Below are 14,281 nucleotides of genomic sequence, written 5' to 3'. Positions count from 1 at the left end.
TAAAAACTAAAAACTAAAAAGAAGCTAGCAGGGCTATATCTGCCCTACTAGCTATAACGTCAAACTACAGGATAAAGGTGGCGACTTTTTCATTTAAGTCAGTGGCGCGGTCTTTCAGTACCTTTGCTTGGCTTAAATGCGTTGTTGCTGATGCCGTGATTTCATCAGTGACATCTTTAATTGCGACCGTATTTCGGGTTATCTCATTTGTTACTTGAGTTTGCTCCTCAGCTGCGACTGCAATGTGCCCTGCCATGTCGGAAATCTCATTCACTGCGTGAGTAATTTCTTCTAAAGCTTGTGCTGCGGCGTTGACGTCGTGAACACTGTTATTAGCTAAACTTTTACTGCTATCCATCAAGCTAACCGCTTTTTTAGTGGTATTTTGCAACGTTTCAATCGTGGTATAAATCTCTGCGGTAGAGTTTTGAGTACGATGTGATAACACGCGAACTTCGTCTGCGACAACAGCAAAACCACGGCCTTGCTCGCCGGCACGCGCCGCTTCAATCGCAGCATTTAATGCTAGTAAATTAGTTTGCTCTGCAATCTCCTGAATCGTCGTTAAAATACTTGAGATTGCTTGTGCATGCAGGCTCAGCTCACTGATCACAACTGTGGTTTCATCAATTTCTGATGCCAATGAGTTAATCGTGGTTCTGGTTTTATCAACTAAGCTTTTCCCCTGAATACTGCTTTGCGCCGACTGCTGGGATGCGGCAGCCGTATTTTCAGCGTTAGCTGCAATTTCATGAGTAGCACTGGACATCTCCGTAACTGCGGTAGCAACCATTGTAACTTCTTGCTGTTGGCGCTGTAGTTCATTAACGCTTGATTGATTGGTTAACAGACTTTTCTCTGCATCTGAGTCTAGATCAGTCGCTAGTTGACGAATATGACTGATCAGCTGATGTTGACTACTTACAAAACTATTAAAGCTATCAGCTAACATGCCGACTTCGTCTTGGCTGTCGACTGTAATACGCTGAGTTAAATCACCATTGCCTGCAGCAATACGAGATAACGCTTGCGACACGCGACTTAGTGGCCCTAGTAACAAACTTAACAACCAAGAAATAGATAATACACTAATGATCAGTGCTAACGTTGCCAGTCCTAACTGGGTGACCATCAAGCTAACTAATGGTGCCTCTAACGTTTGTTTGTCGAGTACAAAAACTAGCTGCCAATCTGTATTGGGGATTTTTTCACTCCAAATTAGCTTATCCCGAGCTTCAGTTTCAAAATAAACAGGCGTAAGTTGGCCTGTTTGGCTACTTGATTCGATTAGTCGGCTGCTTAATTTAGTCTCAATATTGGTGATTTTACCCATCAATTTACTTGAGTCTTTATAGGCGATCACAGTACCGTCTTCATGCATCATGATGGCATAACCGTTTGCCGGTAGAGACATATTGCTAACGCTATCGACAATACTCGCAATTGACACATCACCGCCAACCACACCATTACGCGCTGGATGAGCTATGGTAACGACCAATAGATTAAAGGCAACATCCAAATAAGGCTTGGTAATTATGCTGCTACGAGCTTGCTGTGACTGCTGATACCAAGGACGTGTTCTAGGATCATAACCTGAGCGGTCAATGCTGGGATCAGAGTCCACCATCAGCCCGTCGCGGTTACCAAAATAGGTTAATTGAAAATCGCCAGATACCTGTGCTTGCTGCAATGCATTAAGCGTATCACCTTCAACTTTAGTGGCGACAGAAGCGATCACTCGCTGACGATCGGTTAACCATGCTTCGATACGCGCGGCTTGCTGTTTACCTGCTTGCCTCACACTATCAACACTGTTTTGCAGTAACAACGCTTTTTGCGTGGAGTAGCTATACCATGACAATAATACAACAACAATTACGAGGGCGAGAACAACCGATAATAATATTTTTTTCTTTAGTGAATATGAATTCATATTGAGTGCTAATACTGACTTTAATTAAATTGAAATACGGATATAAATACAGCTTGGGGTTAGCTTAATTTAGAGTATGAATTGAGAGACAATTCTCAATCTTGTTCTATTTTCGCATACAAGATTTGAATAATAAATTAAAATCAGTGATTTAAGTGAATATAAAAAGAATCATTATTAATTCAATGTAAAACTTAAATTAATAACCTAACGAGTGTAAATAAATAGCACGGTATAAATACTGCACGTATATTTTTATTTAAAATAATTGTAACGCCTAGGGTCTGTTGACCTTTGCGGATTAATATTTGTTCAAACTAGGGGCAATTTAATCGCGGCGCGAGGTTTGTAACCTAGTGGGCTAAGTAAAAATCGAGTAACAAAGAGTTAATTGCCCCTAGGCAGACCCCTTCGGGCAGCGCCTGTTTGGCATTGATGCTGCGTTATAGCCTATTTATGGGGAATAACCACACCACATAGACTCTGCCTTGCCTAAATACCAAACAGACTGCTGCAAATTCAACCTTGAAAGATCAACAGACCCTAGTCATTATATTAAATTAAGCAAAAGTAATAGCCGTGACGACGGAGCAGTCGCCCTGTATGAAATCCATATTATTTTTGCTACTAATGACTTATCGCTTAAAACTTATAGCTTCCCTAAACGCAAAAAGCCCCGCATTTTCATGCAGGGCTTTTAATAATTTTGTAAAACTGTGATTAACTCATTGCAGCTTGTAACTTTTTCATCGCTGTTTTTTCAAGTTGACGAACACGCTCTGCAGATACGCTGTATTTTTCAGCCAGTTCTTGCAGTGTTGCTTTATCGTCTGATAACCAACGAGCACTAACAATGTCTTGTGAACGTTCATCTAGGGTTTTTAACGCACTAAATAAACGTGTATGAGATTGCTCTTGATATTGTTGCTGTTCAACTTCTTCAGCTAAATCATTACTGCCATCAGTTAAGTATTGCACAGGCGAATAGGTACTAGTTGGTGCGTCATCGCTGTCGTCACCGGTTAAATCAAAACCCATGTCTTGGCCGCTCATGCGCGATTCCATTTCACGAACTTCTTTTTCACTCACACCTAGCTCACTCGCTACGGTAGCAACTTCAGCTTGGTTAAACCAACCTAAACGTTTTTTGTTTTTACGAAGATTAAAAAACAATTTGCGTTGCGCTTTAGTGGTCGCAACTTTAACAATGCGCCAGTTTTTAAGTACAAACTCGTGTATTTCGGCCTTGATCCAATGCACTGCAAATGAAACCAAACGTACGCCCACTGATGGGTCAAAACGTTTTACTGCTTTCATCAGGCCGATATTGCCTTCTTGAATCAAATCAGCTTGCGGTAGGCCGTAACCTGAATAACCTTTAGCTATATGTGCAACAAAACGAAGGTGAGACATGATGAGTTGCTTTGCAGCGTTAAGATCGCCATCTTCCTGTAAGCGAGTCGCTAACTCTTTTTCTTGCTCAGCACCTAGCATAGGTATAGTGCTTACCGCTTGAAGGTAACCGTCCATACTTGCGCTTTGCTGTCCAACTGTGAGTGCCATTGCGTATAAATCTTTACTCATTTTTCACCTCAGTGATAAACATTTGAAACCATCTTAGCACTCTTTCACTTAGAGTGCTAACTTCAATGTAAAACTTTTTTTCGATTGAAGCAAGTGGTTTTTTAGTGTTTTTTATTCTACTTTAAACGCCTGAATAAGCGATGAATTCTAGCTTTGCGGTCAGTTGGTTATGATAAAGCAATTCACCACAACCAACTTAATCAATGATTATAAACAATAATTGTTACACTTTATCGGGTTCGATTTCTTTTATATATCGATTAACAGATAAGTAAGAGCCAACAAACCCTAAGCTGGTTGCAAGTAGCACTAACGCGCCAAACTCGCCTAAACTTAAGCCAATTAAATTAAAGTTAGTTTGATACACTCCAGCGACTTGGGTAACTGCAGATCCAAGCCACCACATCATGAGGGCCACACATATAAAAGCAAACAAACCACCAACAATGCCATACCAAATGCCGGTCCATAAAAATGGCGCATGAATAAAGGTATTGGTTGCACCGACTAGCTTCATCACTTGGATCTCTTCTTTCTTATCCATAATTGATAAGCGAATAGTGTTGCCTATGATCAAAGTTACCGAAGTCAGTAATAACAACGCGATGGTGATCACGCTTTCTTTTAACAGGCTTAATAATGCATTTAAGCGCTCAAGCCAGGCAATATCTAATTTACCAAAATCAACTTCACGCTCTGCTTCAAGCTTTTTTAATAATGCTTGCGCGGCGTTTGGTTGACGATGGCGAGAAGTCGGCGTGACGATAACAACATCTGGCAGAGGATTGCTATCTAAATATTCAAGTGCTTGGCCAAACCCTGATACTTCTTTAAATTCAATGAGCGCATTTTGTTTAGAAATAAAAGTGACATTATCAATTTCAGGGTAGAGTGCTAAGCGTTTAACAAGCGTTTTTGTTTCTTGTTCACTCATGGATTCTTTTACAAATAATGAAATCTCTGCAGCTTCTTCAAAGCCACTGCTGACCTGCTGCACATTTTTAACCACTAAATACAAGGTCGCTGGTAAGGTTAAACTTAAACCCAACACCGCAATGGTCATCATTGACGCCATCGGTGTGCGCCACATTTCCCCTAGGCTATATACACCTTGGCGAAATATATTCAGCACAAAAAAATAGCCGGCTGCAAAAACTGATTTTTTTACTCGTTCATTTTGGCTTTTTCGGCCTTTGAATAACAAACTCATAGTGTTGCCTCTGCCAATGGATCTTCACTCATGCGACCATCTTTTAAGGTTAAGCTACGGTATTTCATTCGCGAGATCAGCCCTAAATCATGAGTGGCAATTAAGACTGTAGTGCCATGATTATTAAATTCTTCAAACAAACGCAAGATATCCATGGAAAGCTCAGGATCTAGGTTACCGGTTGGTTCATCTGCAAGTAATAATGGCGGAGAGTTTACAATTGCCCGGGCAATCCCAACTCGCTGTTGTTCACCACCAGAGAGTGTTGAAGGGTGGCATTTTACTTTATCTAGCAAGCCAACTTTATCAAGTGCGCCATGCACACGCTTTTCAATTTGCTTATGATGCGTACCTTCGATAATTAGCGGCAAGGCAACATTATCAAAAATAGTGTGGCGCTCTAATAAACGGTGGTTTTGAAATATGATACCAATATCACGGCGGACATAAGGAATTTGCCGCGATTTTACTGCATTTAAATCAACGCCATTAATAAAAACATGACCCGCCGACGGGCGTTCCATTAAACTAATGAGTTTAAGTAAGGTACTTTTACCGGCACCACTGTGACCTGTTAAAAAAGCCAATTCACCCGGTTTAACATGGAAATTAACTTTTTCCAGTGCTCGGTGACCACCGGGATATGTTTTGCTGACTTGCTGAAAATTTATCATTTTAGTTATCAATCATCCACAGCTGAAAAGGGAGCAAGCTCCCCTTTGAAATTTAAACTTCGTCCTCATCTTGGCTAAATAGCGCATCAATGAAGTCATTACTATTAAATTCACGTAAATCATCAATGCCTTCACCAACACCAATATAGCGGATCGGAATATTAAATTTATCGGCGACGGCAAAAATAACCCCACCTTTGGCTGTACCATCTAACTTAGACAATGTAATACCGGTAAGGCCAACACACTGATTAAATAAGTTCACTTGGCTAATTGCATTTTGCCCTGTGCCTGCATCGATGGTTAGCATCACTTCATGCGGTGCATCGGGATCAATTTTCTTCATCACCCGGGCTATTTTTTCAAGCTCTTGCATCAAGTTGTCTTTATTTTGCAAGCGACCAGCTGTATCTGCAATTAACACATCAACGTTACGCGCTTTGGCAGCTTGAAATGCATCAAATATCACTGAGGCACTATCAGCACCGGTGTGCTGTGCGATTACTGGGATTTTATTACGCTCGCCCCATACTTGTAATTGCTCAACCGCAGCTGCACGGAAAGTATCACCTGCAGCTAACATGACTGATTTACCTTGATCCTGAAATTGCTTAGCAAGTTTACCAATGGTCGTTGTTTTACCAACTCCATTAACACCCACCATTAAAATAACAAATGGTTTTTTATCAGCAGGAATTTCTAATGGCTGTTCTGCCGTTTTAAGCATCGCCGCCATTTCTTGCTTCATTAGCTCATATAATACATCACCATCCTTTAACTGTTTGCGGTTAGCCGCATCAGTCAAACGATCGATCAGCTTCATGGTGGTATCAACACCTAAGTCGGCTGTTAATAGCTGAGTTTCAAGATCTTCAAATAATTCATCATCAATTTTCTTACCAGTGAAAATCGATGCAAAGCCAGAACCTAAGTTTACTTTGGTTTTTAATAAGCCTTTTTTAAGACGAGCAAAGAACCCTTCTTTTTTAGGTTTTTCAGCTGTTTTTGCTTCCTCGCTGGCAAGCTCGGCTGTTAATCGCTCTTGCTCTAAACGCTCAGCTTCCGCCTCTTCGGCAGCAATACGTTGTTGCTCTACACGTTCAGCTTCAGCTTGCTCGGCAGCAATACGCTCTTGCTCTACACGTTCAGCTTCGGCCTGCTCGGCAGCAATACGTTGTTGCTCTACACGCTCAGCTTCGGCTTGCTCTGCTGCGATACGCTCTTGCTCTACACGTTCAGCTTCGGCTTGCTCTGCTGCGATACGCACTTGTTCTACACGTTCAGCTTCAGCTTGCTCGGCAGCAATACGCTCTTGCTCTACACGTTCAACTTCGGCTTGCTCTGCGGCAATAAGCTCTTGCTCTAAACGCTCAGCTTCGGCTTGCTCGGCAGCAATACGCTCTTGCTCTACACGTTCAGCTTCGGCTTGCTCCGCGGCAATACGCTCTTGCTCTAAACGCTCAGCTTCCGCTTGCTCAGTAACAATACGCTCTTGCTCTAAACGCTCAGCTTCGGCTTGCTCTGCTGCGATACGTTCTTGCTCTAAAAGCATTGCTTCTTCTTGCTGCACTAAACGAGCGGCTTCATCGCGGCGTTGTTGTTCTGCTTGTTCTGTTGCTGCTAATTCAGCATCTGTGATGGCTTGGCGTTCAGCATCACGTGCCTCAGCTTGCTCTACAGCAATACGCTGTTGTTCTAAGCGCTCTGCCTCAGCTTGCTCTGCAACAATGCGCTGTTGTTCTAAGCGCTCTGCTTCAGCTTGCTCTGCAACAATGCGCTGTTGTTCTAAGCGCTCAGCTTCCGCTTGCTCTGCAACAATACGCTGTTGTTCTAAGCGCTCTGCTTCAGCTTGCTCTGCAACAATGCGCTGTTGTTCTAAGCGCTCAGCTTCCGCTTGCTCTGCAGCAATGCGCTGTTGCTCTGCGCGCTCAGCTTCCGCCTCTTCTGCAGCAATTCGTTGTTGCTCTAAACGCTCAGCTTCAGCTTGCTCTGCGGCAATACGCTGTTGTTCTAAGCGCTCAACTTCCGCTTGTTGGTTATCGGCCTCTTGGGCGGTCTGCTCTACTTGTTGGTTTTTATCTGACTTACCAAAACCAAACCAAGACAGGAATTTATTTTTTTTTGCCATACTTGCTAATAACCACTTATAAAAATCTGATAAACTAACGGTAATACTTTGTGTATTCGCTGCATTGCTTTAAAAGCACAGCCGCTAATAACCACAACATATTGTCTAAGATGCTCATAGTAACACTTTTAGCGCAGTTGAAAAATGACACGCTACTATATGATTGCAATATTATCTGAGCTGGATTCTAGATACCATTTTTTAGTGAGCTAAATGAGAAATAAATCACCACAAAAACAAGTGAGTAATAAAGCCAGCGATGGCGTTATTAGGATCATCAGCGGGCAATTTCGTGGCCGTAAATTACCAGTAAAAGATGTGCAAGGTCTTCGTCCAACCACAGATCGTATCAAAGAAACGGTATTTAACTGGTTAATGCAAGATACTCGCGATACTAAAGTACTCGATTGTTTTGCAGGTTCCGGTGGATTAGGTTTTGAAGCACTCTCTCGTTTTGCTCTCAGTGCACGCTTTTTAGAGATGGATAAACTAGCCGCCAACCAATTACAAACTAATATTGACACGTTAAAGCTCACTAACGCTGAAGTAATTTGCACCGACAGTTTGCTTTATTTAAGTAACAATACTCAGCAACAACAGTTTAACTTAGTGTTTATTGATCCACCTTTTCGCCAAGGTTTAGCCCAAAAATGCTGTGATTTACTCACTGAAAATGACTGGCTAAGTAAAAATGCTCTCATTTATGTTGAAGTAGAAAGTGAGATGAGTGCATTGCAAACACCTAGCAATTGGCTGTTATTAAAAGAAAAAGCGGCGGGACAAGTATTTTGCTGCCTCTATGAACTACAGTAAAATTAGTAACATAGAAATATTTTTTGTTTCCACTTGGAGCAGACAATATTTATCCTTTACATGTGGTGCGGCTTCGGATTACAATACTGCACCATTTTTGAACCACTTGATCATTGTTTGATCAACTTGAGCAACGCTCATTATTTAGGTAGGTGAATTTTTAATGCCAGTAATTAAAGTAAGAGAGAACGAACCGTTTGACGTAGCACTTCGTCGCTTCAAGCGTTCATGTGAAAAAGCAGGTATCCTTTCAGAAGTTCGTCGTCGCGAGCACTATGAAAAGCCAACAGCTGAGCGTAAGCGTAAAAAAGCTGCAGCGGTTAAGCGTCACATGAAGAAGCTTTCTCGCGATAACGCACGTCGCGTTAAATTATATTGATCAGTATTGGTCTTGTATAAATGAGCCTTTTAATAAAGCTAAAAGATGCGCAAAAAGATGCGATGCGAGCGAAAGACAAATCTCGTCTTAACCCAATTCGTATGGTGCTTGCTGCAATCAAGCAGCGTGAAATTGACGAGCAAATAACACTTGATGATGACGGTATTACCGCAGTATTAGTGAAGCTTGTTAAACAACGCCGTGATTCTTACACTCAGTATACTGATGCTGGCCGTGAAGATTTAGCCGAAATTGAAGCCAATGAGATTACAGCTCTTGAAGAATTCTTACCTCAACAATTGAGTGAAGAAGAAATCATAGCTCTTATTGATGCGGCTATTGCTGATACTAACGCAGCAGGTATGCAAGATATGGGTAAAGTAATGGGTATAATCAAAAGCAAAGCTGAAGGTCGCGCCGATTTAGGTAAGATCTCTGGTTTAATTAAGCAACGATTAACTGCCTAATACTCCCACATACAGATGTATGATTTAAGCAAACCGAGCCATGTGCTCGGTTTCTTCGTTTTTCGCTTTAATAAAAATAGCATTTGTGTTCAAATCTAAATTGTAGAACTAAATTATCTGATATTTCGTTCACCTTATTTTCTATTTATCTCAGGACTACACTTTACTAATGGCTGGAAAGATCCCACGTAATTTTATAGATGATTTACTTGCCAGAACCGATATTGTTGAGCTAATTGACTCCAAAGTTGGCTTAAAAAAAGCGGGCAAAGATTACCAAGCCTGTTGCCCTTTTCATAACGAAAAATCTCCATCATTTACCGTATCTCAAGACAAACAGTTTTATCATTGCTTTGGTTGTGGTGCGAACGGCAACGCTATTTCATTTGTTATGGAATACGACAAGCTTGAATTTGTTGATGCCATTGAAGAACTTGCAAGCATCCTAAATCTCGATGTTCCCCGCGAGCAAGGCACCAGTAATGGTCCAGAGCGTACGGCAGAACAAAAACGCTCAGATTACGATTTAATGCTCCATAGTGCGCGTTTTTATCAACACCAGTTAAAACATCATGCTAATTCAGCAACCGTAATAGACTATGTCAAAGGCCGAGGCCTAAGTGGCGAAACAGTTAAAAAGTTTATGATTGGTTATGCCCCCAGTGAATGGGAAGGCCTTTGCCAACAACTTGGCCGCAATAAAGAACAAAAAGAGCAATTAGTTGAGCTAAAGCTGGCCTCAGAGAAAACCCCAGGCCGCCAATTTGACTTCTTTCGTGATCGCTTAATGTTCCCTATTCGTGATAAACGTGGTCGTGTTATTGCCTTTGGTGGCCGTGTGATGCAAGCGGATCAAGGACCTAAATATTTAAACTCGCCAGAAACCCGCATCTTCCATAAAGGCTTTGAACTATATGGATTATATGAAGCAAAACAAGCGCATAAAAAGCTCGACCATGTACTCATAGTGGAAGGCTATATGGATGTTGTGGCACTGAGCGAGCAAGGTATTGAATATGCGGTAGCTGCGCTTGGTACTGCCACCACCACTGAACACATGCATACATTGTTTAGAACCACTGACCGGGTAATTTGTTGTTATGATGGTGACCGCGCTGGCCGAGATGCCGCTTGGCGTGCACTCGAAAATGCCCTGCCCTATTTAAATGATGGCAAAGCGCTACTGTTTGTATTTTTACCAGACGGTGAAGATCCCGATTCATTAGTACAAAAAGAAGGCAAAGAAGCGTTTGAACTACGTTTATCTCAAGCCGATGATTTTACTAAAGTGCTATTTAATAAACTCAGCCAAGAGATTGATTTAACTACCGATGCAGGTAAAGCTAAGCTTCTTAGTGCTGTGCTTCCGTTGGTTGAGAAAATCCCTAGTCAGTTTTATCAAGAAAACTTATTAGAGCACTTAGGTCGATTAATAGGCCGCACTAAAGAGCAGTTAAACAATCGCTTAAAAACACCTAAACAGCAGCATGCGATTGAGCGAAAATTTAAAATTACGCCAATGCGTCGCGCAATTGGGTTACTAATTCAGCACCCTAAATTAGCCAATACAGTGCCTTATTTAGCTGATTTAGCACAAATGAATATTGCCGGTATCGCCTTGCTTATTAGGTTGCAACATTGCGCTTTACAAAAAAGTGACATTACTACAGCGCAATTAATTGAATCATTTCGAGAAACACCCGAGTACGAGGCGCTCATTAAGCTCGCTACTTGGCGTCATGAGATCAATGACGACCGTTTAGAGGACGAATTTAAAAATACTTTCAGATTTATTGAAGATCAGTGTTTAAATTATCGACTCGAGACCTTATTAATAAAAGACAAGACCCAAGGACTTACGAGTGAAGAAAGACTAGAATGTTTAGCCCTTACTCAAGCGTTAAAAGGGTCGAAAAGACACTAACAGCTAGTCAAAAATGAATTATGCTGTTATACTGTGCTATTCACTGCGTCAAATAATACTTAGCTTGGCTTAATAAATAAGCAAGCTGGCGCCTGTTGTATCAACTTATCAGAGTGGAAGAAACAATCTCTATGGATCCAACTCCTCAGTCACAATTAAAACTTCTGATTCAAAAAGGTAAAGAGCAAGGTTACTTAACTTTTGCAGAAGTTAATGATCACCTTCCACAAGATATTATCGATTCAGATCAAGTAGAAGATATCATTAGTATGATCAATGATATGGGTATCAAGGTTAGCGAAAACGCGCCTGATGCCGATGAATTGATGATGCAAGAAACAACAACAGATGAAGACGCAGCGGAAGCTGCAGCCGCTGCGCTTGCTACTGTAGATAAAGAAATCGGCCGTACAACGGATCCGGTTCGTATGTACATGCGTGAAATGGGTACTGTTGAATTGCTTACCCGTGAAGGCGAAATTGTTATCGCTAAGCGTATTGAAGAAGGGATCAACCAAGTACAAATCTCGGTTGCAGAATACCCTGAAGCAATTACATACCTACTTGAGCAATGGGATAAGTTTGAAGCAGAAGAAATGCGCTTAAGCGACATTATCTCTGGTTTCTTCGATCCTAATGAAGATGCTGCGCCAATCTCTGCTACCCATATCGGTTCTGAATTAAGCGAAAAAGAACTTGATGATGAAGATGACGATGATACTGATAGCGATGATGAAGACGAAGAAGAAGTAGATACTGGCCCAGATCCTGAAGAGGCTCGTGTTCACTTTGAAAATCTTCGTGATCTTTATAATAAAGCGCGCGACACGTTTGATAGTAAAGGCCGTTCACATCCAGAATCGCAAGCTGCGATTTTTGAGATTGGTGAGCTGTTTAAAACCTTTAAACTAGTGCCGAAACAGTTTGATCGTATGGTTAACAACATGCGTGAAATGATGGACAGAGTTCGTGTTCAAGAACGTATCGTCATGAAACAAGCTGTACAAATCGCTAAGTTACCGAAGAAAACTTTTGTTAAGCACTTTGCTAATAATGAAACTGATGCTGCATGGATTGATCTTGAGATTGCTGCGAATGAAAAACATTCTGCAAAATTAGAAGAAATCAAACCAGAAATCATCCGCTGTATTAATAAACTATGTGTAATCGAAGAAAGCACAGGTTTAAGCATTGAGCGTATTAAAGACATCAACCGTCGTATGAGCATTGGTGAAGCAAAAGCGCGCCGTGCGAAAAAAGAAATGGTTGAAGCTAACTTACGTCTTGTGATCTCAATTGCGAAAAAATACACCAACCGTGGTTTACAATTTTTGGACTTAATCCAAGAAGGTAACATTGGTTTGATGAAAGCTGTTGATAAGTTTGAATATCGCCGTGGTTATAAGTTTTCAACTTATGCTACGTGGTGGATCCGTCAAGCAATCACCCGCTCTATCGCCGACCAAGCGCGTACAATCCGTATTCCGGTGCATATGATTGAAACGATTAATAAACTTAATCGTATTTCTCGTCAAATGCTGCAAGAAATGGGTCGTGAGCCAAATCCAGAAGAATTAGCAGAACGCATGATGATGCCTGAGGATAAAATCCGTAAGGTACTTAAGATTGCTAAAGAGCCAATTTCAATGGAAACGCCAATCGGTGATGATGAAGATTCGCACTTAGGTGACTTTATCGAAGATACCACTATTGATTCGCCAATCGACTCGGCAACAATGGAATCTCTTCGTGGCGCTACCAATGATGTGCTTGCTGGCTTAACAGCCCGCGAAGCTAAAGTATTGCGTATGCGTTTTGGTATCGATATGAATACCGACCATACCCTAGAAGAAGTAGGTAAGCAGTTTGACGTAACGCGTGAGCGTATTCGTCAAATCGAAGCGAAGGCACTACGTAAATTACGCCACCCTTCACGCTCTGACTTATTGAAAAGCTTCTTAGATGCTAAGTAATTAGCAAATACAGATTTAAATTTAAAAGGCCGCTGTAGCGGCCTTTTTTCTATTTACAGGAAATAATTATGGCTTGGATCCAAATCCGTATCAATGCTAATGCTGCAACCGCAGATGCAGTAAGTGATCTATTAATGGAGGCAGGTAGTGCGTCTGTTACCTTTATTGATGCTAAAGACACCCCTATTTACGAACCAAAAATCGGCACTGTGGTGTTTTGGGCTGACACGACTGTAATTGGTTTATTCGAAGCTAACCACGATATGAATGCGGTGATAGCTCTATTACAGCGCCATGATGAGTTAAAAGACACCTTAGTGTACAAAATAGAGCAACTTGAAGACAAAGACTGGGAACGTGAATGGATGGATAACTTCCACCCAATTCAGTTTGGTGAAAAACTATGGATCTGCCCAAGCTGGCGTGATATTCCCGATCCTGATGCCGTCAATGTACTGCTTGACCCTGGCCTTGCTTTTGGCACTGGCACTCATGCTACCACCGCTTTGTGCTTAAAATGGCTTGAAAGCCAAGATTTGACCGGTAAAACTGTGGTCGACTTTGGTTGTGGCTCTGGAATTCTAGGTATCGCAGCTATCAAACTTGGCGCTGAGCGCATGATCGGCATCGATATAGACCCTCAAGCCCTTGAAGCAAGCTTAGATAACGCACAGCGTAACGGCGTTGCCGATAAACTCGAAGTATACCTGCCAGAAAATCAGCCTGAGTTTAGCGCCGATATCGTGGTGGCCAATATTTTAGCTGCGCCACTGCGTGAATTACACAGTGTGATATTAGGCTTGTTAAAACCAGGTGGTAAAATTGCCATGTCGGGAATTTTAGAAGAACAAGCGCAGTCGGTAGCAGATGTTTATGCCCCTTTTTTAGCGCTTGATGATATCGCTGTTGAAGGTGAATGGACACGAGTAAGTGGCATAAAAAAAGCTTAACTTACTGGGATCGGCAATTTAGAGTATTAACGTAAAACCTTCAGGTAAAGCCTGTAATTAACAGGCTTTACCTATTATTTACACGCCAAAAAACAGAATGATTTCTTACCACAAATTACTTCTGTATAAAATTCACACAAATAAAGCCATTCGTCAAACTGTTATCAAATGTCAATACGCAAAAGTCAAAAAAAAGTCACTTTTGTTCAATTTATAGCCTTTGATTTTTGCAAAAAAAACCGT

At 41.5% G+C, this 14,281-nt stretch carries 11 protein-coding genes; 6 read left to right on the top strand and 5 right to left on the bottom strand.

Annotated features, from left to right (window positions below; translation table 11 throughout):
* Positions 1-64 precede the first annotated feature (64 nt).
* From H5200_RS18960 to ftsY, 5 genes are all read right to left on the bottom strand, one after another.
* A complete protein-coding gene (locus H5200_RS18960) occupies positions 65-1,936 on the bottom strand; it encodes a methyl-accepting chemotaxis protein (RefSeq protein ID WP_182762209.1) in 1,872 nt (623 codons plus the stop codon).
* A gap of 720 nt (positions 1,937-2,656) precedes the next feature.
* Complete coding sequence (gene rpoH, locus H5200_RS18955; protein ID WP_145234811.1) at positions 2,657-3,520, bottom strand: RNA polymerase sigma factor RpoH; 864 nt, start codon at positions 3,518-3,520, stop codon at positions 2,657-2,659.
* Positions 3,521-3,743: 223 nt separating this feature from the next.
* A complete protein-coding gene (ftsX, locus tag H5200_RS18950) occupies positions 3,744-4,730 on the bottom strand; it encodes a permease-like cell division protein FtsX (protein ID WP_182717203.1) in 987 nt (328 codons plus the stop codon).
* Entirely contained in the window at positions 4,727-5,404 is a 678-nt protein-coding gene (gene ftsE / locus H5200_RS18945) for a cell division ATP-binding protein FtsE (RefSeq protein ID WP_182717204.1), read from the bottom strand. The genes ftsX and ftsE overlap by 4 nt, the downstream gene beginning before the upstream one ends.
* A gap of 52 nt (positions 5,405-5,456) precedes the next feature.
* Positions 5,457-7,532 carry a signal recognition particle-docking protein FtsY gene (ftsY, locus tag H5200_RS18940; protein WP_182762207.1) on the bottom strand — a complete coding sequence of 692 codons (2,076 nt, stop codon included), beginning with the start codon at positions 7,530-7,532 and terminating at the stop codon, positions 5,457-5,459.
* Positions 7,533-7,745: 213 nt separating this feature from the next.
* Between ftsY and rsmD the strand changes: the two genes are divergently transcribed.
* The 6 genes from rsmD to prmA all read left to right on the top strand — a co-directional run bounded on the left by rsmD (position 7,746) and on the right by prmA (position 14,038).
* On the top strand, positions 7,746-8,345 hold the full coding sequence (gene rsmD / locus H5200_RS18935; RefSeq protein WP_182762206.1) for a 16S rRNA (guanine(966)-N(2))-methyltransferase RsmD: 600 nt from the start codon (positions 7,746-7,748) through the stop codon (positions 8,343-8,345).
* A gap of 163 nt (positions 8,346-8,508) precedes the next feature.
* Positions 8,509-8,724: a 30S ribosomal protein S21 gene (rpsU, locus tag H5200_RS18930; protein ID WP_002957797.1), complete on the top strand. Its 216-nt coding sequence runs from the start codon at positions 8,509-8,511 to the stop codon at positions 8,722-8,724.
* 20 nt (positions 8,725-8,744) lie between these two features.
* A complete protein-coding gene (locus H5200_RS18925) occupies positions 8,745-9,191 on the top strand; it encodes a GatB/YqeY domain-containing protein (RefSeq protein ID WP_145234803.1) in 447 nt (148 codons plus the stop codon).
* 169 nt (positions 9,192-9,360) lie between these two features.
* A complete protein-coding gene (gene dnaG, locus H5200_RS18920) occupies positions 9,361-11,115 on the top strand; it encodes a DNA primase (protein WP_149983108.1) in 1,755 nt (584 codons plus the stop codon).
* A gap of 131 nt (positions 11,116-11,246) precedes the next feature.
* Positions 11,247-13,088, top strand: coding sequence for an RNA polymerase sigma factor RpoD (gene rpoD, locus H5200_RS18915; protein WP_145234798.1), 1,842 nt, complete (start codon positions 11,247-11,249; stop codon positions 13,086-13,088).
* 68 nt (positions 13,089-13,156) lie between these two features.
* Complete coding sequence (prmA, locus tag H5200_RS18910) at positions 13,157-14,038, top strand: 50S ribosomal protein L11 methyltransferase (protein WP_149983109.1); 882 nt, start codon at positions 13,157-13,159, stop codon at positions 14,036-14,038.
* Positions 14,039-14,281: the final 243 nt, after the last annotated feature.

Source organism: Pseudoalteromonas sp. SG43-7, assembly GCF_014164295.1.
GTDB classification, from domain to species: domain Bacteria; phylum Pseudomonadota; class Gammaproteobacteria; order Enterobacterales; family Alteromonadaceae; genus Pseudoalteromonas; species Pseudoalteromonas rhizosphaerae.
The sequence above is the reverse complement of the archived record's forward strand: the minus strand, read 5'-3'. Positions and strand labels throughout refer to the sequence as shown.

Excerpts from the sequence above, each read along its gene's own strand:
- rpoD (WP_145234798.1), top strand. The coding sequence starts at position 11,247 with ATGGATCCAACTCCTCAGTCACAATTAAAACTTCTGATTCAAAAAGGT.
- ftsX (WP_182717203.1), bottom strand. The coding sequence starts at position 4,730 with ATGAGTTTGTTATTCAAAGGCCGAAAAAGCCAAAATGAACGAGTAAAA.
- prmA (WP_149983109.1), top strand. The coding sequence starts at position 13,157 with ATGGCTTGGATCCAAATCCGTATCAATGCTAATGCTGCAACCGCAGAT.
- dnaG (WP_149983108.1), top strand. The coding sequence starts at position 9,361 with ATGGCTGGAAAGATCCCACGTAATTTTATAGATGATTTACTTGCCAGA.
- H5200_RS18925 (WP_145234803.1), top strand. The coding sequence starts at position 8,745 with ATGAGCCTTTTAATAAAGCTAAAAGATGCGCAAAAAGATGCGATGCGA.
- rpsU (WP_002957797.1), top strand. The coding sequence starts at position 8,509 with ATGCCAGTAATTAAAGTAAGAGAGAACGAACCGTTTGACGTAGCACTT.
- ftsY (WP_182762207.1), bottom strand. The coding sequence starts at position 7,532 with ATGGCAAAAAAAAATAAATTCCTGTCTTGGTTTGGTTTTGGTAAGTCA.
- ftsE (WP_182717204.1), bottom strand. The coding sequence starts at position 5,404 with ATGATAAATTTTCAGCAAGTCAGCAAAACATATCCCGGTGGTCACCGA.
- H5200_RS18960 (WP_182762209.1), bottom strand. The coding sequence starts at position 1,936 with ATGAATTCATATTCACTAAAGAAAAAAATATTATTATCGGTTGTTCTC.
- rpoH (WP_145234811.1), bottom strand. The coding sequence starts at position 3,520 with ATGAGTAAAGATTTATACGCAATGGCACTCACAGTTGGACAGCAAAGC.
- rsmD (WP_182762206.1), top strand. The coding sequence starts at position 7,746 with ATGAGAAATAAATCACCACAAAAACAAGTGAGTAATAAAGCCAGCGAT.